Raw genomic sequence first — 21,524 nt, 5'->3', positions numbered from 1 at the left:
TAGCGCGCAGGGACCCACGCCCGGAGTTCCCGCTCCTCCGTTCGCACGGAGGCCAGGACCGGAGGTCACCTCATGTCTGATTCGTCCCCGACAACCCCGTCTACCGCCCCGGCCATCACCGCGGTCATCGCCGCCGAGTTGATCGGCACGTTCTGGCTCGTCCTCGGCGGTTGCGGCACCGCCGTGTTCGCGGCGGTCCAGATCGCCACCGCCGATACCGGCGACGTCCCCGTCGGCGTGGGATACCTCGGGGTCGCGATCGCGTTCGGGCTCACGGTCCTCACCGGCGCGTACGCGTTCGGGCACATCTCGGGCGGTCACTTCAACCCGGCTGTGACCATCGGCGCCGCGGTCGCGGGCCGACTTCCCTGGGCGAAAGTGCCCATCTACATCGTCAGTCAGGTCGTCGGGGGTCTGGTCGCGGGCGCGCTGATCCTCGTCGTGGCGAGCGGAAAAGACGGATTCGAGGCCACCGGCAGCATGGCCGCCAACGGCTACGGGGCCAACTCGCCCGACGGCTACGGCCTGCTCTCGGCGCTGCTCATCGAGATCGTGCTCACGGCCCTCTTCGTGTGGGTCATCCTCGGCGCCACCGATCACCGGGCCCCCGCCGGCTTCGCGCCCGCGGCCATCGGCCTCACACTGACGCTCATTCACCTCATCTCCATCCCGATCACCAACACATCGGTGAACCCGGCACGGTCGACGGCCGTGGCGTTCTTCAACGGGGGCGGCGCACCGGGCCAGCTGTGGCTGTTCTGGGTGGCACCGATCGTCGGCGCCCTGATCGCCGGAATCCTGTACGGCCCGTTGTTCGGCGCTCGCGGGCTCAACGGTCGATCCGTGGCCGTCTCGGCCTGACGCACCGCCGACGGGGTCAACACGAAGGGCCCGAGGGAGAACTTCCTCCCACGGGCCCCTCATCGATGCGGCCGCTCCGAGGCGCGAGGCCTCCTCCGGTCAGTGGCGGGGTTCATCCCCGCGGGTCCGGCCCAGCATCTTGTCCACGATGCCCGGCTTGTCGTCAGGATGACGGTCCGGATCGACGGTGTCGCCGGGCGTCCCGGTCCGGTGCCCCGACCTCGCCTGCGGATCAGAACCACCGGGGACATCGTCGGTCCGGGCGTGACGCCCGCCGGCGTCACCCACTCCGGCGCCGGGTGCTCCGGCGGCCCCGGCGCCCGCTCCGTGGCGGCCCCGGTCACCGGAGTCGATACCGGACCCGGAAGTGGCGGACGAGCCCATACCGGTCCCGGTGGCCATCCCTCCGTGGTCGGTGCCACGGCCACGCCCCTCGTCGGGGACCCGGTCGCCGCGCAACGCACCGCGGTCGTGATCATGGGTGAGGTCGCCACCGCGGTCGCGGTCATGGGTGAGGTCACCGCCCCTGTCGCGACCGTGGGTGAGGCCCCCGTCGCCGCCATGGTCGCGATCGTGCGTGAGACCCCGGTCGCCACCGTGGTCGCGATCGTGCGTGAGACCCCGGTCGCCACCGTGGTCGCGATCGTGCGTGAGACCCCGGTCGCCGTGGTCGCGACCGCGGTCGAGATCCTCAGCACGGCCCTTGGGATCGAGCTTCTCGGCGGTCTGTTCCATCCGCCGGACATCATGCTTCTGCTCATCGACGGTGCCGCGCTGCCGCTCGGCCTCCACCCGGAGCTTGTCGGCCTCGGCGGCCTTCGCACGGGCCTCCTGCTCAGCCGCGCCCGCCCTGTGCTCCTGCTCGCGGACGACCGCGTCCTGCTGCTCGAGCTGCTGCTCGCGTTCTCGTGCGCTACGCCGCAGTTCCGCGGCCTCGGTGAGCTTCTTCCGGTTGCTGCTCTTGACGGCCATCGCGATGAGCGCGATCACGATGATCAGCGCGATCACCCCGATGATGATCCAGATGATGGGGTCCACAGCTGCCTCCCTTTCAGGGGTCGGGTTGCTTCAGGAACGTAACCCCGCCCCCAGACGGGTGCCACCGGTCGGGTGCCACCGGCCGTCCACCCGCCTAGTGGTGGGCACGAGGGAGCAGGCCCGCCTCCCTCGCCTCCCTGCTGAGCCGCTCGCGATGATCGGGGTGCGCGATCGCGATCAGTGCCGCGGCCCGTCCGGCGACCGACTTGCCCCTCAGCTCCGCGATACCGAACTCCGTGACGACGTTCTCGATGATGTTCTTGTGGGTGGTGACCGGACTGCCGGGCGTGAGTGACAGCGAGATCCGGCTGACGCCCTTGGAGGTCTGGGACGGCGTCACGATGAACCCGTGACCTCCCGGAGAGAAGGTGCACCCGCGGGCGAAGTCGGCCTGTCCCCCGGCACCGGACCAGTAGCGGCCACCGATGGTCTCCGAGGCCGCCTGGCCGAACAGGTCCACCTCGCTTGTCGCGTTGATCGAATAGAGGTTGTGCTCCTGGCCGATCACTCTCGGGTCGTTCACGATGTCCACCGGGAGCATCGCCACCGACGGGTTGTTGTGGAGCCAATCCATGAGTCGCTGCGATCCCAGAGCGAACGTGGTGACGTGCTTGAACGGTCGACCGGTCTTGCGGGAGCCGTCCACCACACCGGCCTCGACGAGGTCCATCACCCCGTCCGACAACGCCTCTGTGTGGATCCCCAGATGCCGGTGCCCGGTCAGCCGCGACAGGAACGCGTTGGGCAGCCTGCCGACCCCCAGCTGGAGACAGGCGCCGTCGGGGACCCGCTCGGCGATGATCTCCGCGATCGCGTTGTCGATGTCCCCCGGCGGCGGTGCCTCCATGGTGATCATCGGGGTGTCATTGCGGGTCACGCCCACGACCTGCGAGATGTGGATGTGGTTGCGCCCGAAGGTGCGGGGCATCTGGGAATTGACCTCGACGAAGAACGGCACCTGCCCGATGAACGAGGCAACGTAGTCGGCGTTGGTGCCCATCGAGAAGAAGCCGTGCTCGTCGATCTCCGACACGGCGGTGATCGCCAACCCGGGAGGCGAGAATTCCCGCAGGGTCGCGGGCACCTGCGCGAAGTCGACCGGGATCAGGTCGCAGTGGCCCCGGTGGAAGTTCTCCCGCGACCCGCGCCCGAGGAAGTAGTCGACGTGCCGGAGCCTGCCCGGGTACGCACCCTCCATGAACGGCAGGGACTCCCACGGGTCCATGTGGTGGATGGTCACGTCCTCCATACCGTCGGCCCCCGAGTCCAGTGCGCGGAGCAGCGCCGGCGGGGCGGCGTTCTGGATGGGGACGATGACGTGCATCCCCGGCGTGACGTGGTCGAGAACCGCTTCCGCCGGGAGTTCCTCGTACTCGACGTTCCTCGTCACAGGGCACCTGCTCTCGTTGACCGGGGCGCGGGATGCGCCGAGTGGACTCAGGCCAGCGCCGGGATGACCTCACGCTCGAACAGGTCGAGCCCGGAGGTGTCGGTGGCGATCTCGGGGAAGTAGAAGACGCCGTACTCCATTCCCAGCGCCTTGAGCTCGGACAATCTCTCGACGATCTGCTCCGGTGTACCCACGGCCGGAAGGCCGCGGTAGGCGCCGAGCTGACGTTCGGCCTCGTCGGCCCCGACGTGCTTCGCCATCCGGTCCTTCAGCGTCGCCAGCCGATCCTCGACGTCCTTCTCGGTCTCCCCGATCGCCACGTTGTAGTTCGCGGTCCTGGTGATCTCGGCCGGGTCCCGCCCGATGTCCTCGCAGTGCCCGCGCAGGATCCGTGACTTGTGGGCGAAGCCCTCCGCGGTGCCGTCGAAGTTGGTGTAGTCGGCGTACCGGGCCGCGGTCCGGAGAGTCTTCCGCTCGCCCCCGCCCGCGATCCACATCGGGATGCCGCCCTCCTGCAGGGGCTGCGGCTGAACGATCGCCCCGTCGACCCGGTAGTGCTCGCCGTTCAGCGAGACGACGCCGTCGGACCACGCCTGGGTCATCAGGCGTACGCCCTCGTCGAGCATCGCCAGTCGCTCGCCCGCCGAGGGGAAACCGTAGCCGTACGCGCGCCATTCGTGCTCGTACCAGCCCGCCCCGATCCCCATCTCCACCCGGCCGCCGGAGATGTGGTCGACCGTCGCGGCGATCTTCGCCAGCAGTGCCGGGTTCCGGTAGCCGATGCAGGTGCACATCTGCCCGAGCCGGACCCGGGACGTGGTCGCACCCAGGGCCGACATCAGGCTCCACGCCTCGTGGGTCGCCTCGGTCGACGTGAGCGGCGAGGTGTGCATGTGGTCGTACACCCACAGCGACTCCCACTGCCCGGCGTCGGCGCGGGCTGCCAGGTCGGAGATGACGGGCCAGTGACGGGCGGCCGGCACGTCGACCAGATCGAGGCGCCACCCCTGGGGCAGGAAGAGTCCGAATCGCATGTGCGCGAGCCTAGCCCGACGACAGGTCCCGGGTGGCCGACCTCACCACCGGTTCGGACCGGGGATCCGACGCCGCCGTATCAGACGGTGCGGTCCTCGTCGTCGTCGTCGGGCGGATCGAGGGTCCCCGGGTCCAGGGTGAACCCCGGCGGACGGGGACCGTCCGGCGCGGTCCCCAACAGCGCGACGCGCACCGTCGCCTCGGTCGGACCGGCCTGATGCTCGCCGATCCTCGCGTCGACGGGGACCTCCACGTCGGCGTCGACGACCGCGGTCTCCACGCGCGCCCCGGACCGGACCACGGCTCCGGGCAGGACCACGCTGTCGCGGACACGCGCCCCCGTCTCGATGACGGCGCCGGGCCCCACGACGGAATGCTCGACCGCCCCGTGGACGACCGCACCGTGGCCGAGCAGCGAGCCGGACACCTCCGCCGTCTCCCCGACCCTCGCCGGCCCGCTGTAGGTCGACGCGGAACGAAGCGACCAACCCGGGACATCGAGCTTGTGGACCGGGGGCTCGCCGAGCAGGTCCATGTGCCCGGCCCAGTAGGACTCGACGGTCCCCACGTCCCGCCAGTAGCCCTCGTGCCTCCACTCACGGGCATGCCCGGCCTCGACCATGGCGGGCAGCACGTTGTCCCCGATGTCGCCCATGTCCCCGGCGCCGCCGGCGGTGACGACGTCCTCGTGGGCCCGCTCGAGGTAGCTGATGAGGGCGGTCGTGTTGAAGACGAAGATCTCCGCGCAGATCAGGTCGCCGTCCGGATCGTCCGGCTTGTAGCGGTACTCGGTGACGGCCCCGTCCTCGCCCACCCGGACCACGCCGTAGCGGGAGGCGTCCTCGGGGGCCACGCGAGTGGTGACCATGGTGAGCTCGGCGAACGAGTCCAGGTGATCGCGGACCAGTTCGTCGTAGTCGAGGCGGTACACCGCGTCCGCACTGACCACGACCGTGACGTCCGGGGCCGCCTCGCGCAGGGGCTCGATCTGCTTCCACAGTGCGTCCGCGGTCCCCGAGTGGAAACCGTCCCGGCCCGTGCCCTGCGACGGGTGCAGCACCAGCAGACCGCCGTCGAGTCGGTCGAGATCCCACGGGCGGCCGCTCCGCAGATGGGACCCCAGGGACACCGGATGGAACTGCTGCACCACCCAGACATCCCTCAGGCCCGAGTTGGCGGCATTGCTCAGGGAGAAGTCCACCAGCTGGTATCCGGCCCCGTAGGGGACGGCCGGCTTGGCCCGGTCCCGGGTGAGCGCACGGAGCCGGGAACCGGCTCCACCTGCGAGGACTATGGTGACGACCGACAGCGGCGCCATGCGAGGTCTCCTCTCCGGTCAGGCGTGGGACTACCCACCCCTTGCGAGTACGACACTCTAACCGGACTGCGGCGTCATCCCACCGGTCGCCCGGCACCGTGAGACCGGATCAGGCCGCGGCGGATCAGGCGGTGGATCAGGCGGTGGGCTCAGGCGGTGGGCTCAGGCGGTGGACAACGCCGCGCCACACTCCTCCAACTCGTCCTCCCCGTCGAAGTACAGGGCCACGTACCGCCCGGCGACCTCGGCGACCTGCATCTCCATGTCGTAGACAGCCTTGAGGACATCGGTGCGCATGATCTCGGCCGGGGTGCCGTCGGAGACGATCCGCCCGTCCTTCATGGCGATGATCCGGTCCGAGTACGCGGCGGCGATGTTGATGTCGTGGATGACGAGCACGATGGTCTTGCCCCGCTCCGCGGCGGTGCGACGCAGCAACCGCATGATCGAGGTGGCGTGCCGGAGATCGAGGTTGTTCAGAGGCTCGTCCAGCAGGACGTAGTCCGTGTCCTGCGCCAAGACCATCGCTATGTGCGCCCGTTGGCGCTGGCCACCAGACAACTCGTCGAGATACCGGTCGGCGAGGTCCTCGAGTTCCATCGCCCCCAGGGCGTAGTCGACGTGCTCGGCGTCGTCCGGGCCGGGCCTGCCACCGTTGTGGGGGAACCGGCCGAATCCGACCAGCTCCCGCACGGTGAGCCGGATGGAGACGGCGTTCTCCTGGCGGAGCACCGCGAGGCGGCGGGCCAGCTCACGCCCACCGTTGACCGACACGTCGACGCCGTCGACGAGCACCGTTCCGGAATCCGCCGCCTGGAGCCGGCTCATGACACCCAGCAGCGTCGACTTCCCTGCGCCGTTGGGCCCGATGAGAGACGTCACGCCACCGTGCGCGAAGCACGCGGTCACGTCGTGCAGGACCCGGGTGTCGCCGTAGGACGAACACACCGACCGCGCCTCGATACCGCACCCGGCCGACCACCGGTTCTCACCGGATCGGTCGTCACGGCGTCGGAACGGGAGAAGGGACATGATGTGCCTCTCTTTCAGCGTGCGCGGTTGGTCAGGAGCAGGAACAGGAACAGCAGGCCGCCGGCGAACTCGATGACGATGCTCAGGGCGGACTCGACGCCGAGGGCGCCGAGGACCATCTCGCCCCCAGCCAGGGCGATCACGCCCAGCAGCGAGGCCACCGGCAGGGTGAACCGGTGCAGGGTGGTGCCGAGCAGGGCGTACGCCGCGTTGGCGACGATGAGCCCGAAGAACATCACCGGCCCGATCAGGGCCGTGGAGGCGGACACCAGGAAGGAGACCACCACCAGGACCACGATCGTGACCCGGCGGTGGTCGACGCCGAGCGCGACGGCGGGATCGCGCCCCAGCAGCATCACGTCGAGCCGACGACCGAGGATCGCCACGGCCACCAGCCCGCCCACCACGATGACCCCGCACGCCACGAGCACGTCGAGTTGGACGCCCCGGAAACTCGCGAACATGGCGTCCTGGATCTGCAGGTAGGCAGCCGGGTCCAGCAGGCGCTGGAAGAACGAGGAGGCGGAGCGGAAGAACACGCCGAACACCACACCCACCAGCAGCAGCAGGTGGATGTCCGTCCTCCGACCGCCGAGCAGCCACAGGTACAGCGAGGTCGACGCGACCACCATGATCGCGGTCTGACCGAGGAACCCGGAGAGACCGCCGCTCGTCAGGCCCCCGATGACGGCGGCATCGCGCGGGATCATGAAGAACACGAGCATGGTCTGGATGAGCAGGTACAGCGAGTCGAAACCCATCAGCGCCGGCGTGAGGATCCGGTTGCCGGTGACGGTCTGGAAGATCACCGTCGAGACCCCGACCGCGACCGAGACCAGAACGATCGCCACCGCGTGGCGCGACAGTCGGTCGAGGGAGTAGGACCACGCCCTCGAACCGACGGTGTCCGGCAACCCGGAGAGGACGAGTGCGGCGAGCGCCGCGATGGCCGCGACAGCACACACGAGGGTCACGATCCACCGTCGACGGCGGTCGGCCTCCGCTCTCGTCCGCCCCCGGGTGAGGCTCTCCGGCGGTGCGACGAGGATGGCGGTCTCAGGCATTGCGCACCCCTCTCAGCATCATGGCCAGGAACACGGCGCCGCCGAGGATCCCGACGATCGTCCCGACGGGGACCTCGCCGGCACCGGGGGCGCCGCCGGCGAACAGCCCGGGCAGCGACCGGCCCACCATGTCGCAGATCAGGACGGTGACCGCCCCGAGCAGTGCCACGAGGGGCAGGCCCCGTCGGGCGTCGTCACCCACCAGTCGTGAGACGACGTTGGGAACGACGAGCCCGAGGAGCGGGAGGGCACCGACGGTGACCACGACTACGGCGGCGACCGCCGCCACGATCGCCATCCCGGCGGCGACGACGGTCTTGTGGTCGAGCCCGAGACCGGTCGAGACGTCCTCACCCAGGCCCGCCACGGTGAAGCGGTCAGCGGCGATGTAGGCGAGGACACCGAGAACCGCCACCAGCCACAGCAGTTCGTACCGCCCGGCCAGGACCGCCGAGAAGTCGGCGAGCATCCACGAGTTGAGCATCTGGAGAAGGTCGCGCGACAGGGCCAGGAAGGCCGCGACCGCCCCGATCACGGAGCCGAGCATGATGCCGATGAGGGGCACCACGAACGAGTCCGACACGGGGACGCGACGGATGCAGGCGAGGAACAGGGCGGTCCCGGCGAGCGCGAACACCATGGCCACGAGCATCTTGGCCACGATCGGGGCGCCCGGTGCGATGATCGCCACCACCACCAGGCCCAGCCCCGCCGATTCGACGGTCCCCGCGGTCGACGGTTCGACGAAGCGGTTGCGGGTGAGCAACTGCATGAGCAGACCGGCGATCGCCAGCGACGCCCCCGCGAGGGCGGCGGCGGCGGTGCGGGGCAGACGGGCCTCGACGAGATAGACGCGGTGCGCCTCGGTGAGCCCGCCGGTGAGCGCGTCCCACACGGTGATGTCGGCCGCGCCGACGAACACGCTCGCGACGAGCGAGAGCACGAGCGCGACGACGCCGAGCGCCGGCCACAGCGAGGCGCGCTGCGGTCGGCGCTCGACCAGGGTCGTCGTCATGAGAAGTGGACTCCCACCGTCAGGAGACGGCGGAGTCGATCTCGTCGATCATCGACTCGAGGACGCCGATGCCGCCCCCGACGAGGTACCAGTTCTGGCCGTCCAGGAAGTGGACGTTGTCGTTGGTCGCGGCGTTGGTCCGGTTGAACAGCGGGTTGTCGAGCAGGGCGGTCGCGGCCTCTCCCTCGGCGCCGATCGCGGCGTCGCGGTCGATGACGAAGACGTGGTCGGGGTTCAGCTCGGCGATCTGCTCCCAGCTCAGCGGCGCGCCGTGGCTGCCCTCGGACTCGAGCTCACCGGCGGGCGTCATGCCGAGCTCGTTGAAGATGAGGTCGAAGCGTGAACCCGGTCCGTACCCCGTGACCTTGCCACCGGAGGTCATGAGCACCAGCGCCGTACCCGCGCCCTCGGCCTTGGCGCGGGTCTCGGTGACCATCTCGTCGATCTCGGCGAGCTCGTCCGCGGCCTTGTCCTCGGCCCCGAACAGCGCGGCGATCTCCTCCACCTTGGCGCGGTTGGAGGCGATCGTCTCGGCGGTGTCCGGGTCGCCGGCGATCACCTGGTCGGAGATCTTGGCGAACTCGGGCTCCATCGCGCGGGTGCGGTTGCCGAACAGGATGAGGTCGGGCCCCAATTCCGCGATCACATCCATCTTCGGCTCCTTGAGGCTGCCGATGTCCGTGTACTCGTCGCCCGCATAGGCATCCAGCGCCTCCGGGAAGACCCCGGTCTTGACCAGGCCGACGACGCGATCCTCGAGATCGAGCTCATCCAGCGTGTCGGCAGCGGCGTGGCTGGTGAGCACGACGCGGGTCGGCCCCTCACCCTCGTTTCCGGCGGACTGTGCATCCGAGCTCCCGCAGGCGGTCAGTGCGCCACCGGTCAGCGCGATGGCGGCCGTCGCTGCGACGATCTTGGGGAATCGCTTCATGTCACTCCAAGGTTGGTTCGGAAGGTTAGGCTCACCTTAAACACCCTCGCGGCTCCTGGGCAAGTCTTAAGTATGGCTTACCTCACTTCGAGAGTATTGCCAGCCTCACGGCCCGGACAATCCGGGGCCCTCCGACTCCCCCGGGGTGCGGGGCGACCGGATGCGACGGGCCGGCGGACGACGCACAATCGACGGTATGAGCACCGAACGCGAGTACGACCAGGACACCGACGGCGACTACGACGAGAACACGCTCGACGGCAGCGAGGGTCTCGACGCCGACACCATCTCGACCGACGGTGAGGACCTCACCGTCGACGCGCCGGAGTCGTGGAAGCCCGTCGAGGAGAACGACACCCTCGACGAGAAGCTGTCAGCCGAGCGCCCCGACGTCGACGCCGCGGAGCGCGAGGACAAGGGCGTCGCCGAGGAGCCCCACGACCAGATCGACGACCTCGACCCCGAGGGCGAGACGCGCGTCCTCGGCGAGGCGTAGAGCCAGGGCGGGGCGATCAGCCCCGCCGCCGTGCCCGGCGGGAGGAGGTCTCGCGGTGAGCACCCCGAGCATCCCGGAGGCGATGCGCGCGCAGGATCGCCGCCGATTCCTCCCGCCGGAGGTCGTGGCCGACCACGAACTCGACGCCCCGCTACCGATCGGGTTCGGGCAGACCAACTCCCAGCCGTCGACGGTCGCGGCGATGCTCTCGCTCCTCGAGCCGTTCCCCGGGATGCGGGTGCTCGACGTGGGCTCGGGCAGCGGGTGGACCTCGGCGATCCTCGGCGAACTCGGGGGGCCGGATTCCTCCGTGTCCGCCGTCGAACTCGTCCCCGAGCTGGTCGAACGCTCCCGGGCGGCGATACGTCAACCGTGGGTGCGAGTCCACCCCGCCGAGCCCGGGACGCTGGGACTTCCCTCCCTCGCCCCGTTCGACCGCATCCTCGTCTCCGCGATGGCCGACGACCTCCCCTCGGAGCTCGTCGAGCAGCTCACCGCGAACGGGGTCATGGTGGCGCCCTGGGCCGGGGTGATGCACCGCGTACGCCGTACCGATGACGGCATCGACGTGACCGAGCACGGCGGGTACCGGTTCGTCCCCCTCCTCCACACCCGATTCTGACCCCGTGACCCCGGCCACTATCCTGGGGGAAGTTTGTCCACCTCCAGAACCAGGAGCCCCTGATGGCCGACTTCCTCTACGAGGACCTTCTTCCCGTCGGGGAGGACACCACCGAGTACCGCCTCCTCACCACCGAGGGCGTCTCCACGGTCGAGGGTCCTGACGGCCTGACGTTCCTCCGGGTGGATCCCGAGGCGATCCGTCTGCTCACCGAGACGGCGATGCACGACATCTCCCACTACCTCCGTAGTGACCACCTGGCCCAGGTCGCCAAGATCCTCGACGACCCCGAGGCCAGTGACAACGACAAGTTCGTCGCCCTGGACCTGCTCAAAAACGCCAACATCGCCGCGGGTGGGGTGCTCCCGATGTGCCAGGACACCGGTACTGCCATCGTCAAGGGTGAGCGCGGTCAGCACGTTCTCACGCCCGGTCCGGACGAGCAGGCCGTCGCCCGCGGCGTGTACGACGCCTTCACCCGGCTCAACCTGCGCTACTCGCAGAACGCCCCCCTCACCATGTGGGACGAGAAGAACACCGGGTCCAACCTGCCCGCGCAGATCGAGATCGGCGCCAACACCACCCCGGGCGACGAGAACGCCTACAAGTTCCTCTTCATGGCGAAGGGCGGCGGGTCGGCCAACAAGTCGTTCCTGTACCAGGAGACCAAGGCGATCCTGAACCCCGACCGGATGATGCAGTTCATCGAGGAGAAGATCCGCTCCATCGGCACCGCCGCGTGCCCGCCGTACCACCTGGCGATCGTCGTGGGCGGCACCTCGGCGGAGTTCGCGGTCAAGACCGCCAAGCTAGCCTCGGCGCACTACCTGGACGAACTCCCCCGCGAGGGGGCCATGACGGGCCGCGGTTTCCGCGACGTGGAGCTGGAGGAGAAGGTCTTCGAGCTCACCCAGCAGATCGGGATCGGCGCGCAGTTCGGCGGCAAGTACTTCTGCCACGACGTCCGCGTCGTCCGCCTGCCCCGTCACGGCGCCTCGCTGCCCGTCGCGATCGCGGTGTCCTGCTCGGCGGACCGTCAGGCCAAGGCCAAGATCACCCCGGAGGGCGTGTTCCTCGAGCAGCTCGAGTTCGACCCGGGCCGGTTCCTGCCCACCACCACGGACGCGGAGCTCGACGCCGCAACCGACGGCATCTCCGGCACCGGCAAGGGCGCCGCGGTGCGGATCGACCTCAACAAGCCGATGCCGGAGATCCTCGCCGAGCTGAGCAGGCACCCGGTCAAGACCCGCCTGTCCCTGACCGGCCCGCTGGTCGTGGCCCGCGACATCGCGCACTCCAAGATCAAGGAGCGGCTCGACGCCGGCGAGGAGATGCCGCAGTACCTCAAGGACCACCCCGTCTACTACGCCGGCCCGGCCAAGACGCCGGAGGGCATGCCGTCGGGATCGTTCGGGCCCACCACCGCCGGCCGCATGGACTCCTACGTCGAGCAGTTCCAGGCGGCGGGCGGATCCATGGTGATGCTCGCCAAGGGCAACCGCTCCAAGCAGGTCACCGACGCGTGCGCGACCCACGGCGGCTTCTACCTGGGTTCGATCGGCGGTCCGGCCGCGCGCCTGGCGCAGGACTGCATCAAGCACGTCGAGATCCTCGAGTACGAGGAGCTCGGCATGGAGGCGGTGTGGAAGATTGACGTGGAGGACTTCCCCGCGTTCATCGTCGTCGACGACAAGGGCGAGGACTTCTTCGCGCACACCGGCGAGGTCACGCTGACCATCGGTAAGCGGCCCGGCCTCTGACCCACCGGGCGTCGGATCGCGCGCCCGATCCCCGGGCTCCGACGTCCGACACGCCTGGCGACACGCACAGAATTTCCTGATAGACCCAGGGCATCGGCCGTTTACCGAACAGTGACACAGAGAATCGCCCACAGCACACTGCCAGCCAATACCGTTGACCCGGTACTGGAATGGAATGAGCAACGGAAAGGTTTTCTGATGCGTAAGACCATCATCGCCGCGAGCGCGGCAGCCCTACTCGCCCTGTCGGCGTGTGGGTCAGAGGACGTGCAGGGCGCGGTCGACGGCGCGACGGACGCCGCGGCGTCGCAGGCCGACAAGGCCACCGAGGCAGCCGGCAGCGCGGCGGCGGACGCCACCGACGCCGCGGGCCAGGCCTTGAACGGTGAGGGATCCGGCGAGGCCGGTGCGGACGGCGAGGCAGCTGACGGCGAGGGCGGCAGTGCGGACGGCGCATCCGGCGAGGGCGAGGACGGCGCCGCTGCCGGTGGCGGCGAGATGGCCCCCATCGCGCTCCCCGACGGCTCCGAGGTGCAGGCCCCGGCCGGCATCGCGCAGAAGTACGAGGAGATCCAGGGCGCGTCCGGGCACCTCGGTGCCCCCGTCGGCGAGGCGCAGGAGGTCGCGGGCGGCCAGATGCTCGAGTTCGAGGGTGGCACGATCATCCAGAACCCGGACGGCCAGGCGTTCCTCGTCCAGGGCGAGATCCTCAAGGAGTACATGTCGAACGGTGGCCCCGGTGGCGACCTCGGCTTCCCGACGACCGACGAGACCCCGCAGGACGGCGGATTCATCTCGACGTTCGACAACGGAGAGGTCACCTGGGACATCGCCGGCAACCAGGCCACCGTCACCCCGAACTGACGGACTGATCGAACGAGCACCCCACGTCGGCCGGGCGGGTCGGCGGCGCATCACCACCGCGCCGTTCCCGCCCGGCCGTCGTGCGTCTCGGCGCGTACTAGAGTCGAGGCAGCTGAACCACGGGCCACCACCGTCGACGAGAGGACCGCACATGGCCAACACACGGGTTCTCGCGACCCTCGCGTTCACCGCTCTCGTCGCGGCTGGCGCGAGCGGGTGCGCGTCCGGCGACGACGACACCGCCGCGGGACAGACGTCGTCGCCCGGTGGCACCTCGGCGGCAGAGTCCTCGGAGGGAGAGACCTCGGCGGGAGAGACGGCCGCGAGTGAGACGGCGACGACGACGAGCTCGACTCCCGTCCCCGGCCCCGCTGACACCCCGGTCGACGTCCCCGGCCCCGTCGCAGAGCGCTGGGACGCCCTCGGAGGAGTCGAGAGCGACCTCGGCGGTGCGACCGGTCCCGCCGAGGAGGTCGCCGGCGGATCGATCACCACGTTCGAGCGCGGCGCGATCGTCCTGACACCTGAGGGCGGGGCGTTCGTCGTGCAGGGCGAGATCCTCGCCGCCTACCTGGACGCGGGCGGTCCCGAGGGCGAGCTCGGTTTCCCCGTCTCGGACGAGACCACCACAGACGGCGGCTGGGTCTCCGCCTTCGAGCACGGCGCGATCACGTACCTGGACGGCGTCGCCGAGGTCGAGCTGATCTGACCGCATCGCCGCTCCGACGTCCGGGGGTAACTGTGGGTCACCGCCGGCCGGGAGTGATCCCGCGACGCCGGTAACGTGCACCGGGTGAACTCTTCCCCCACTCCCGAGCCGGCTCCACCGCCCGCAGCGCCCGGCACGGTTCCCGGCACTGTGCGCGGCTCTGTGCGCGGCTCTGTGCCCGGCACGGTTCCCGCCACGATGCTGGTGGCACTGGCGCTCACCGGGGCGATCGGACCGTTCGCGACCGACACCTACCTCCCGGCACTCCCGCTGATCGTCGACGAATTCAGCGTCACGGCCTCTGTCGCCCAGCTGACGCTGACGGCGTTCATGATCGCCATGGCCGCGGGGCAACTCGTGTTCGGCCCCCTCTCGGACCGTCTGGGTCGGCGGGGCCTGCTCCTGCTCGGTTCCGTCGGCACGCTGGTGGCCGCGGTCGTCTGCGCGCTGGCACCGTCGATCGAGGTCCTGCTGCTCGGCCGGATCGCGCAGGGATTCTTCGGCGCCGCCGGGATCGTCCTGAGCAAGGCGATCGTCGTGGACGTGGGCCGCGGGGCCGGGGTGGCCAAGGCGTTCGCGACACTCATGGCGATCCAGTCGATCGCCCCGGTGATCGCCCCGCTGTTCGGCGGCGCGGTGGTGCCGTTCGGTGGCTGGCGCGGGGTGTTCTGGCTGCTCGCCGCACTGTCGGCAATCACGCTCGTCGGGGTGCTGGTCGCTGTTCCCGAGTCGCTGCGCCCGGCCGACCGACGGACGGGCGGGATCGCCTCGACCCTGTCCGACATGGGTGCCGTGGCCGGCTACGGACCGTTCCTGGCCAGGATGTCGGTGTTCGTCTTCACGTTCGGCGTCCTGTTCAGCTACATCTCGGCGAGCCCCTTCATCTACCAGGACATGGTGGGTCTGTCGCCGACCGCGTACGCGGTGGCGTTCACCGTCAACTCGCTGGGGATCCTGGTGTCCAACCTCGCGGGTGCGCGGCTGGTCGGTCGGTTCGCGCCCGAGCGGATCCTGTTCACCGGGGTGGCGGGCGTGGCGACGGCAGTGGTCTACCTCGCCGTCGTCGTCGCCCTGTCCCCCGCCGGCACCCTCGGCCTGCTCCCGGTCACCGTAGGGTTCATCCTTCTCACGTTGTCCATCGGACTGGTCCTCCCCAACGCCGCGGCCCTGTCCATGCAGGCGACGCGCGGTCGGTCGGGTTCCGGATCGGCGCTCCTTGGTGCAGCACAGTTCAGCCTCGCCGCGATCGTCTCGCCGCTCACCGGTCTCGCCGGCCCGCATTCGGCGCTGCCGATGCTGCTGGTGATGGGCACGTGCACGGCCGTTGTGCTGGTGGCAGTGCGCGCGATGATCAGCCGGCCACTGCCCGCCAGGTGAGGGCGGCGGCCAACGCACCCACGGCGTTGAAGGCCCAGTGCAGGCCGATCGGCGCGAGCAGACTGCGGCTGTGGCGACGGACCCAGATGAACGCGGCGCCGGCGACCGACGTGGCGGCCACGGCCAGCGCGACCCCGGCCAGCTGTCCGACGAGTCCTGTGCCGAGCAGGTCTGACAGTCCGGCGTTGCCCGAGGTCAGGCCGAGCGACGTGGTGACGTGCCACAGGCCGAACGCCACGGATCCCACGACGAACACCCCGCGGGTGCCGAAGGTCCGCTCGAGCGCCCCCTGCAGGACCCCGCGGAACGCGAGCTCCTCGGGCAGGACCGTCATCAGGGGGATCAGCACGAGCGCCGAGAACACCGCCATGCGCAGGTCCGAGTAGCGCTCGGACAGGAAGAACGGGCTCGTCGCCGGGATCAGGCACCCGGCCGTGACCACGGCCGCCACCAGCACCGTCGCCGCGAGACCGTACGCCAGCCCGCGGGGCATGTGCCGCGCCGCCAGCCCCAGGTCCGACCACCGCATCCACCGCGCCTTGGCGACCACGACCAGCACGAGAACGGCCAGTGGCACGATCCACTCGCGGAAGGGCAGACCCGCCAGGTTGGCGGTGAGATTGATGGCGACCAGCGTGGCCAGGACCGCGGCGACGCCCGCCACCCCGCGCACACGGGAGCGGCCGGACAGGGACGTCGACGTCGTGGTCATCAGTCGCGACGATACCGCGCGGCCCGTCCGTACCAGGGGTATGGTGACACGGACTACCACGTCACGTGATGGGGGTGTCCACCATGGCAACGGTGACGACGACCGCGTCCCGCGCCCTGACCGGCGCCCGCCGCAGGGTGGGCCTAGTGGTCCGTTCCCGGGTGGCGGGTGACGACGCCGACGCGAGACGCCAGCAGATCTGGCACTCCGAGGGCGAACGCTGGAACTCCCCCGACGACGCCATCTGCCGCGTCAACGGAGACGCCTCCATGTTCGCCGGCGGACTCACCGCACTCCTCCTACAGTCCCTGCACCCGCTGGCCATGGCCGGGGTGGCCGACCACAGCGACTACCGCGGCGACCCGTGGGGGCGCCTCCAGCGCACCTCGCAGTTCATCGCCACCACGACCTTCGGCACGATCACCGACGCCTCCCGGCTCATCCGGGAGATCAACGGTGCGCACCGCGCGGTATTGGGCACCGACTACCGGGGGCGCCCCTACGACGCCCGCGACCCCCACCTCCTGCGCTGGGTCCACGTCGCCGAGATCTGGAGCTTCCTCGAATGCCACCGCCTCTACGGGCGCGAGCCGCTGACGCCGGCCGAACGAGACGACTACGTACGACAGGCCTCGAGAACCGGGCTCATGATGGGCGCCGGGGAGGTGCCCCTCACCGTGCGCGACCTCGACGCGGCGTTGGAGGAGTACCGGCCGGAGCTCGAGGCCTCGCCCGCCGCGCTCGACGCGCGCCACTTCCTGCTCGACGGACCACCGATGGGACTGACCGACAGGCCCGCCTACGCGCTGCTGCGGGAGGGAGCCGTCGCGGCGCTGCCGGGGTGGGCCCGGACGATGCTCGAACTCCCCGACGGGCCGCTCGGATCCAGCGGACTCGGACGGGCATTGGGACGCGCCGGTGTCTCCTCACTGCGCTGGGTCCTCGACGCGATCGAGTGACGCGGCGCTACCCTGTGACGATCCGACCCTCCGGGGTCGGCCCTGTCGTCCGCGGGTTCCCCCCGCCCGTTGAGAAGTGAGGTCTGTGATGGCCGGTGGACTCGCCGCCCTGCTCGATGACGTCGCGGTGCTCGCGCGCATGGCAGCGGCCAGTACCGACGACGTCGCCGCCGCCGCAGGCCGCGCCGGCGTGAAGGCCGCCGGCGTGGTGGTCGACGACACCGCCGTGACCCCCCAGTACGTCCGCGACGTCGATCCGTCCCGCGAACTGCCCATGATCCGCAAGATCGCGCTGGGTTCACTGGGGAACAAGGCGATCATCATCGTCCTGGCCCTCCTGCTCAGCCAGTTCGTACCGTGGATCCTCACCCCGATCCTCATGCTGGGCGGCCTCTACCTCTGCTTCGAGGGGGCGGAGAAGGTCTGGGAGCGGGTCTCCGGGCACCACGAGGAGGCCGCCCCCGTGGTGGACCGGGGCCCGGACGCCGAGGCGAAGATGGTCCGCGGCGCCGTGACCACGGACTTCATCCTCAGCGCCGAGATCATGGTGATCTCCCTCAACGAGGTGGCGTCGGAGTCCTTCTGGTCCCGGGCGATCATCCTGGTCGTCGTGGGTCTGGGCATCACCGCGCTCGTCTACGGCGTCGTCGCGGTGATCGTGAAGATGGACGACGTCGGCCTCCACCTGGCGGGTAAGGAGTCCCCGGGCGTGCAGCGGTTCGGCCACGGTTTGGTCAAGGCCATGCCGACGGTGCTCGAGGTGATCTCCTTCGTCGGCATGCTGGCCATGCTGTGGGTCGGTGGCCACATCCTCCTCGTGGGGCTCGACGAACTCGGAGTGACGGCGCCGTACCACCTCGTACACGTCCTGACCGAACCCGCGGCGGGCGTCGCGGGCGTCGGCACGGTACTCGCCTGGCTCGTCGACACGGCGTGCGCACTGGTCTTCGGCCTCGCGGTGGGCGCGGTGGTCGTGGCGATCATGCACCTGCTCCCGCGACGGAGCTCCGGGTCGCACGCCGGGGCGGACTCCGATTCCGACTCCGACGCCGGGACCGGCACCGACACCGGGGGTGAGCGCGGTGACCACGGCGGGGCGACCCGAACGAGGACGGGAGAGGACACCGGCCACTGATGCTGTACACGGTGGGGCACGGCAGGTTGGATCGCGACGAGCTGGCACAGTTGCTCACCCGCGCCGGCGTCGAACTCCTCGTGGACATCCGGCGTTTCCCCGGGAGCCGCGCGAACTCCGCCGCAGCCAAGGGCGCGGTGCCCGAGATCGTCGGCGAGGCGGGGATCGACTACCGCTGGGAAGAGGACCTCGGCGGCCGCCGCAGCCTCACCGCCGACCGGCGCCGGGCCTCCCCCGACACCTGGTGGCGGGTCGAGGCGTTCCGCGCCTACAGCGCCTGGACCCGCGACCCTGCATTCCGCGCCGCCCTGGATCGGGTCGTGGCCGACGCCCGGCGGCGACAGGTGGCGGTCATGTGCTCGGAGTCGGTGTGGTGGCGCTGCCATCGTCGGATCGTCGCCGACGTAGTCGCCACGGTCCACGAACTGCCCGTGGGTCACCTGATGCACACCGGGAAGATCACCGAGCACAGCCCGAGCGAGGGCCTGCGGCTCGACGAGCACGGCGAACCGGTCTGGGATGGCTGACCCGGCGCGGCCCGCGTCACCGATGGCCTAGTCTCGCGCCATGGATCCCGCCTCGACCCCCGCCGCCAACCTGACCCCCGTCGCCGCCCTACTGGGCACCTGGCGAGGCGAGGGGGCCGGTTCGTACCCGACGATCGACGACTTCACCTACACCGAGGAGATCACGTTCACCGACGTGGGCAAACCCTTCCTGCACTACGTTCAGCGCACGTGGAGCCCCACCGGATCCCCCATGCACACCGAGACCGGGTACCTCCGGGTCCCGGGTGACGGTACGGCCGAGTTCGTCCTGGCCCAGCCCACCGGGCAGACCGAACTGTGCGAGGGGACGCTCGTCGCCGAGGCGGACGCCCTGGTGCTGGAGTTCCACTCACGCGTGCACAACAGTGCGAGCGCCAAGCAGGTCGACACCACGCACCGCCGCTACGAGACCGTCGGCGACCGGATCACCACCACGTTCGCCATGGCAGCGGTCGGCCAGCCCCTCACCCACCACCTGCGTTCCGAGCTGCGCAGGGCCTAGACCGCAGCACAGGGCCTGTCGGACACGAGGAAGGACGATCTGATCCGGGCGCTGAGCGATCCCCGACCGCCGGGGCCCCCCGCGAGCGTCAGCGCGCGGCGCGGTCGCGCAGAACCAGCCGTGACAGCCCATCCAGTGCGAATCCGAGGAGGCCGATCACGAGGATCACCGCCATGACCTGGTCGTAGGCCAACTGGTCGCGGGCGTTGAGGATCTGATAACCCAGGCCGGACCGCACGCCGAGCATCTCCGCGGGCACCAACACGATCCAGGCCGTCCCGAGCGCGAGGCGGATGCCGCCCAGGATCGCCGGCCGGACCGCGGGGATGACGACCCGGGTCAGGCGCTCCCAGCCGCTGGCGCCCATGGTCCGGGCCACGTCGAGGTACCCGGGATCCATCGCGTTGACGCCTGCCGAGGTCGAGAGCATGATCGGCCACACCGCCGCGGCGGCGACGAGGAAGATCACGGGCTCGTTGCCGATCCCGAACACCGCGATGGCCACAGGAGCCCAGGACAACGGCGAGATCATCCGCAGGAACTGCACGAGCGGTCCCGCGACCGCCTCCGCGGTCCGGCGCAGCCCCAGCCAGAGCCCCAGTGGCACCCCGAGGAACGCGGCGACCGCGAGGCCCGCGACGAGCCGGTACAGACTGACCGCCGCGTCGGAGAGCAGCACTCCCCTGTCGAGCAAGTCGCCGAAGCCCGACCACGTCTCGACGGGCGACATCCCGCCGATCACCGGGTCGTCGGTGACGAGCCCGGACGTGAGCAGGGCCCACACGCCCAGGCCGATGAGCAACCCCAGCAGACCCGCGGCCCAGCGTGTGAGCAGACCCGACGGCCCGGCCCCGGTGGCCCCGCGGCCCCGGCGGGAGCCGGGCGCGGACGGGTCGGCGACCACCGCGTCCGCTGACACGGGGTCGGTGGCCGGGTCCGGAGTCGAGTCGGTACGCGTCATCTAGATCAGCCGTTCGTGTCGGGTCAGGGAGGCGGGCAGACCGAGGGCCGCGGGGCCGCCGTGGCGGGCGATCGCGGCGCGGACGAACCGGTCGTCGACGAGTTCGTCGTGGACCCCCGAGGGGTCGAGACCGTCGAGGAAACGGGTCTCCCCGTCGACGACCGTCGTCCGCATCTGGCGGACGAGTTCGGAGGTGAAGCTCGGGAACGGGTACGGGTGGAAGTCGATCCGGTGACGCCTGGGGCCGCCGTCGGGGTCCGGCACGGTCCCGGCCATGGCGACCTCGACCGCCTTCGGCGGCTGCGGGAGGTATCCCTTCCCGGACAGGATCGCCGCCGCCTCGGTGCGGTCCGCCCGGATGCCGAGCTGCGCGGCGACGGCGGCGTCGACCAGCGCCTGCACGGTGTCGGGGCGGGTGTCGATCAGGTCCCGGTGGACGACGGTGACGCAGCACGCGTGGTCCCGCCACACCTGGTCGAGGAGCATGTGCAGGGAACCCACACCCTGGGCGACCGCGCCGGCGTTGAACGGGTCCGCGACCGTGAACGCGGAGATCGACCCGGCGGCCAGGGCGGGGATCATGTCCGAGGGCCCCATCACCACGAGTTCGACGGTCCCCTCGGATCGGCTCGCGGCGCGACGCGCCACCGGGGTGAGGCCGTTCGCGCGCAGTACCCGCTGGAGCAGGATGTTGTGGATCGACCACCATCCCGGGATCGCCACCTGCGTGCCCGCGAGCTGGGCGACATCCGTCACGTGCGGCGCCACCGTGATGGCGCCTCCACCCGTGTGGTTCCAACCCACCACTCTGACGTCGGCTCCGACGACATACCGGAGTTGGATCGCGGACGGCATGAGCAGGTGGATGAGGTCCACCTGCCGGGTGAGGAACGCCTCCATGAGCGAAGACCAGGAGCGGAAGAGCACCGGCCGCCCGACAGTGAGTCTCTGCTGCTCGAAGTAGCCGTCTCCGTGGGCCACCAGCAACGGGGCCGCATCGGTGATGGGGAGGTAGCCGATGCGGAGATCATCGGTGGCCACACCCCTCGGGGCGGTGGCCGTCGTGACCAGGTTGCCGAGGGCCGCGGCGCCTCCGACCGCACCTGCGCCCACGGCGAGGGCGCCCCCAGCCCTGAGCAGCGCGCGCCGGTCGAGGAGGGGGCCGCGGGCCCCGGGTCCGTTCGTCATCGTCCGA

At 70.4% G+C, this 21,524-nt stretch carries 22 protein-coding genes; 11 read left to right on the top strand and 11 right to left on the bottom strand.

Going from position 1 to position 21,524, the window contains the following annotated elements:
* The first annotated feature begins 72 nt into the window (after positions 1-72).
* The gene (gene aqpZ, locus AC3DEV_RS07825) at positions 73-861 is read left to right on the top strand and encodes an aquaporin Z (protein ID WP_488371754.1); all 789 of its coding nucleotides are present in this window, start codon (positions 73-75) and stop codon (positions 859-861) included.
* Between the two features lie 99 nt (positions 862-960).
* Here the strand turns inward: aqpZ and AC3DEV_RS07820 are convergent, their stop codons facing one another.
* The 8 genes from AC3DEV_RS07820 to AC3DEV_RS07785 all read right to left on the bottom strand — a co-directional run bounded on the left by AC3DEV_RS07820 (position 961) and on the right by AC3DEV_RS07785 (position 9,684).
* Positions 961-1,899 carry a hypothetical protein gene (locus tag AC3DEV_RS07820; RefSeq protein ID WP_488371753.1) on the bottom strand — a complete coding sequence of 313 codons (939 nt, stop codon included), beginning with the start codon at positions 1,897-1,899 and terminating at the stop codon, positions 961-963.
* 94 nt (positions 1,900-1,993) lie between these two features.
* The gene (locus AC3DEV_RS07815; protein ID WP_488371806.1) at positions 1,994-3,223 is read right to left on the bottom strand and encodes an acetyl-CoA hydrolase/transferase family protein; all 1,230 of its coding nucleotides are present in this window, start codon (positions 3,221-3,223) and stop codon (positions 1,994-1,996) included.
* A 113-nt stretch (positions 3,224-3,336) separates the two neighbouring features.
* The gene (locus tag AC3DEV_RS07810; RefSeq protein ID WP_488371752.1) at positions 3,337-4,323 is read right to left on the bottom strand and encodes an LLM class F420-dependent oxidoreductase; all 987 of its coding nucleotides are present in this window, start codon (positions 4,321-4,323) and stop codon (positions 3,337-3,339) included.
* An 80-nt stretch (positions 4,324-4,403) separates the two neighbouring features.
* Positions 4,404-5,642, bottom strand: coding sequence for a glucose-1-phosphate adenylyltransferase family protein (locus AC3DEV_RS07805; protein ID WP_488371751.1), 1,239 nt, complete (start codon positions 5,640-5,642; stop codon positions 4,404-4,406).
* A 162-nt stretch (positions 5,643-5,804) separates the two neighbouring features.
* Positions 5,805-6,674, bottom strand: coding sequence for an iron ABC transporter ATP-binding protein (locus AC3DEV_RS07800; RefSeq protein ID WP_082924023.1), 870 nt, complete (start codon positions 6,672-6,674; stop codon positions 5,805-5,807).
* 14 nt (positions 6,675-6,688) lie between these two features.
* A complete protein-coding gene (locus tag AC3DEV_RS07795) occupies positions 6,689-7,738 on the bottom strand; it encodes an iron chelate uptake ABC transporter family permease subunit (protein WP_119191763.1) in 1,050 nt (349 codons plus the stop codon).
* Positions 7,731-8,753, bottom strand: a complete 1,023-nt coding sequence (locus tag AC3DEV_RS07790; RefSeq protein WP_120283670.1) for an iron chelate uptake ABC transporter family permease subunit — start codon at positions 8,751-8,753, stop codon at positions 7,731-7,733. The genes AC3DEV_RS07795 and AC3DEV_RS07790 overlap by 8 nt, the downstream gene beginning before the upstream one ends.
* Before the next feature lie 19 nt (positions 8,754-8,772).
* Positions 8,773-9,684, bottom strand: a complete 912-nt coding sequence (locus tag AC3DEV_RS07785; protein ID WP_119191761.1) for a siderophore ABC transporter substrate-binding protein — start codon at positions 9,682-9,684, stop codon at positions 8,773-8,775.
* A 196-nt stretch (positions 9,685-9,880) separates the two neighbouring features.
* On the opposite strand from AC3DEV_RS07785, the gene AC3DEV_RS07780 reads away from it, so the two are divergent.
* From AC3DEV_RS07780 to AC3DEV_RS07755, 6 genes are all read left to right on the top strand, one after another.
* Positions 9,881-10,180, top strand: a complete 300-nt coding sequence (locus AC3DEV_RS07780) for a hypothetical protein (RefSeq protein ID WP_096905216.1) — start codon at positions 9,881-9,883, stop codon at positions 10,178-10,180.
* 55 nt (positions 10,181-10,235) lie between these two features.
* Entirely contained in the window at positions 10,236-10,802 is a 567-nt protein-coding gene (locus tag AC3DEV_RS07775) for a protein-L-isoaspartate O-methyltransferase family protein (RefSeq protein WP_256819740.1), read from the top strand.
* A gap of 62 nt (positions 10,803-10,864) precedes the next feature.
* A complete protein-coding gene (locus AC3DEV_RS07770; RefSeq protein ID WP_488371750.1) occupies positions 10,865-12,562 on the top strand; it encodes a fumarate hydratase in 1,698 nt (565 codons plus the stop codon).
* A 198-nt stretch (positions 12,563-12,760) separates the two neighbouring features.
* Positions 12,761-13,426 carry an LGFP repeat-containing protein gene (locus AC3DEV_RS07765; protein ID WP_488371749.1) on the top strand — a complete coding sequence of 222 codons (666 nt, stop codon included), beginning with the start codon at positions 12,761-12,763 and terminating at the stop codon, positions 13,424-13,426.
* Between the two features lie 151 nt (positions 13,427-13,577).
* Positions 13,578-14,135, top strand: a complete 558-nt coding sequence (locus tag AC3DEV_RS07760) for an LGFP repeat-containing protein (RefSeq protein WP_488371748.1) — start codon at positions 13,578-13,580, stop codon at positions 14,133-14,135.
* 162 nt (positions 14,136-14,297) lie between these two features.
* A complete protein-coding gene (locus AC3DEV_RS07755; RefSeq protein WP_488371747.1) occupies positions 14,298-15,512 on the top strand; it encodes a multidrug effflux MFS transporter in 1,215 nt (404 codons plus the stop codon).
* On the opposite strand, the gene AC3DEV_RS07750 is transcribed toward AC3DEV_RS07755, so the two are convergent.
* On the bottom strand, positions 15,487-16,224 hold the full coding sequence (locus tag AC3DEV_RS07750; protein ID WP_488371746.1) for a CPBP family intramembrane glutamic endopeptidase: 738 nt from the start codon (positions 16,222-16,224) through the stop codon (positions 15,487-15,489). The genes AC3DEV_RS07755 and AC3DEV_RS07750 overlap by 26 nt on opposite strands.
* Positions 16,225-16,307: 83 nt before the next feature.
* Here AC3DEV_RS07750 and AC3DEV_RS07745 point away from each other — a divergent pair, with 83 nt between their 5' ends.
* The 4 genes from AC3DEV_RS07745 to AC3DEV_RS07730 all read left to right on the top strand — a co-directional run bounded on the left by AC3DEV_RS07745 (position 16,308) and on the right by AC3DEV_RS07730 (position 19,368).
* The gene (locus AC3DEV_RS07745; RefSeq protein WP_206472674.1) at positions 16,308-17,183 is read left to right on the top strand and encodes an oxygenase MpaB family protein; all 876 of its coding nucleotides are present in this window, start codon (positions 16,308-16,310) and stop codon (positions 17,181-17,183) included.
* Positions 17,184-17,271: 88 nt separating this feature from the next.
* Positions 17,272-18,318: a DUF808 domain-containing protein gene (locus AC3DEV_RS07740; RefSeq protein WP_341254212.1), complete on the top strand. Its 1,047-nt coding sequence runs from the start codon at positions 17,272-17,274 to the stop codon at positions 18,316-18,318.
* Positions 18,318-18,845: a DUF488 domain-containing protein gene (locus tag AC3DEV_RS07735; RefSeq protein WP_259821218.1), complete on the top strand. Its 528-nt coding sequence runs from the start codon at positions 18,318-18,320 to the stop codon at positions 18,843-18,845. Before AC3DEV_RS07740 ends, AC3DEV_RS07735 begins: the two co-directional genes overlap by 1 nt.
* Positions 18,846-18,885: 40 nt before the next feature.
* On the top strand, positions 18,886-19,368 hold the full coding sequence (locus AC3DEV_RS07730; protein WP_256819752.1) for a heme-binding beta-barrel domain-containing protein: 483 nt from the start codon (positions 18,886-18,888) through the stop codon (positions 19,366-19,368).
* Positions 19,369-19,456: 88 nt separating this feature from the next.
* Here AC3DEV_RS07730 and AC3DEV_RS07725 read toward each other — a convergent pair whose 3' ends face one another.
* Complete coding sequence (locus tag AC3DEV_RS07725) at positions 19,457-20,329, bottom strand: ABC transporter permease (RefSeq protein WP_488371745.1); 873 nt, start codon at positions 20,327-20,329, stop codon at positions 19,457-19,459.
* The gene (locus AC3DEV_RS07720; RefSeq protein ID WP_488371744.1) at positions 20,330-21,517 is read right to left on the bottom strand and encodes an ABC transporter substrate-binding protein; all 1,188 of its coding nucleotides are present in this window, start codon (positions 21,515-21,517) and stop codon (positions 20,330-20,332) included.
* Between the last annotated feature and the right edge of the window lie 7 nt (positions 21,518-21,524).

It is taken from the genome of Dietzia sp. IBK-p2-15D (assembly GCF_057773105.1).
Note: the sequence above shows the minus strand (reverse complement) of the source record. Positions and strands in the feature narration are given on the sequence as shown.

What these genes read in the sequence shown, in the direction of transcription:
- aqpZ (WP_488371754.1), top strand. Translation starts at nt 73, where the DNA reads ATGTCTGATTCGTCCCCGACAACCCCGTCTACCGCCCCGGCCATCACC.
- AC3DEV_RS07815 (WP_488371806.1), bottom strand. Translation starts at nt 3,223, where the DNA reads ATGCACGTCATCGTCCCCATCCAGAACGCCGCCCCGCCGGCGCTGCTC.
- AC3DEV_RS07810 (WP_488371752.1), bottom strand. Translation starts at nt 4,323, where the DNA reads ATGCGATTCGGACTCTTCCTGCCCCAGGGGTGGCGCCTCGATCTGGTC.
- AC3DEV_RS07805 (WP_488371751.1), bottom strand. Translation starts at nt 5,642, where the DNA reads ATGGCGCCGCTGTCGGTCGTCACCATAGTCCTCGCAGGTGGAGCCGGT.
- AC3DEV_RS07800 (WP_082924023.1), bottom strand. Translation starts at nt 6,674, where the DNA reads ATGTCCCTTCTCCCGTTCCGACGCCGTGACGACCGATCCGGTGAGAAC.
- AC3DEV_RS07795 (WP_119191763.1), bottom strand. Translation starts at nt 7,738, where the DNA reads ATGCCTGAGACCGCCATCCTCGTCGCACCGCCGGAGAGCCTCACCCGG.
- AC3DEV_RS07790 (WP_120283670.1), bottom strand. Translation starts at nt 8,753, where the DNA reads ATGACGACGACCCTGGTCGAGCGCCGACCGCAGCGCGCCTCGCTGTGG.
- AC3DEV_RS07785 (WP_119191761.1), bottom strand. Translation starts at nt 9,684, where the DNA reads ATGAAGCGATTCCCCAAGATCGTCGCAGCGACGGCCGCCATCGCGCTG.
- AC3DEV_RS07780 (WP_096905216.1), top strand. Translation starts at nt 9,881, where the DNA reads ATGAGCACCGAACGCGAGTACGACCAGGACACCGACGGCGACTACGAC.
- AC3DEV_RS07770 (WP_488371750.1), top strand. Translation starts at nt 10,865, where the DNA reads ATGGCCGACTTCCTCTACGAGGACCTTCTTCCCGTCGGGGAGGACACC.
- AC3DEV_RS07765 (WP_488371749.1), top strand. Translation starts at nt 12,761, where the DNA reads ATGCGTAAGACCATCATCGCCGCGAGCGCGGCAGCCCTACTCGCCCTG.
- AC3DEV_RS07760 (WP_488371748.1), top strand. Translation starts at nt 13,578, where the DNA reads ATGGCCAACACACGGGTTCTCGCGACCCTCGCGTTCACCGCTCTCGTC.
- AC3DEV_RS07750 (WP_488371746.1), bottom strand. Translation starts at nt 16,224, where the DNA reads ATGACCACGACGTCGACGTCCCTGTCCGGCCGCTCCCGTGTGCGCGGG.
- AC3DEV_RS07745 (WP_206472674.1), top strand. Translation starts at nt 16,308, where the DNA reads ATGGCAACGGTGACGACGACCGCGTCCCGCGCCCTGACCGGCGCCCGC.
- AC3DEV_RS07740 (WP_341254212.1), top strand. Translation starts at nt 17,272, where the DNA reads ATGGCCGGTGGACTCGCCGCCCTGCTCGATGACGTCGCGGTGCTCGCG.
- AC3DEV_RS07735 (WP_259821218.1), top strand. Translation starts at nt 18,318, where the DNA reads ATGCTGTACACGGTGGGGCACGGCAGGTTGGATCGCGACGAGCTGGCA.
- AC3DEV_RS07730 (WP_256819752.1), top strand. Translation starts at nt 18,886, where the DNA reads ATGGATCCCGCCTCGACCCCCGCCGCCAACCTGACCCCCGTCGCCGCC.
- AC3DEV_RS07725 (WP_488371745.1), bottom strand. Translation starts at nt 20,329, where the DNA reads ATGACGCGTACCGACTCGACTCCGGACCCGGCCACCGACCCCGTGTCA.
- AC3DEV_RS07720 (WP_488371744.1), bottom strand. Translation starts at nt 21,517, where the DNA reads ATGACGAACGGACCCGGGGCCCGCGGCCCCCTCCTCGACCGGCGCGCG.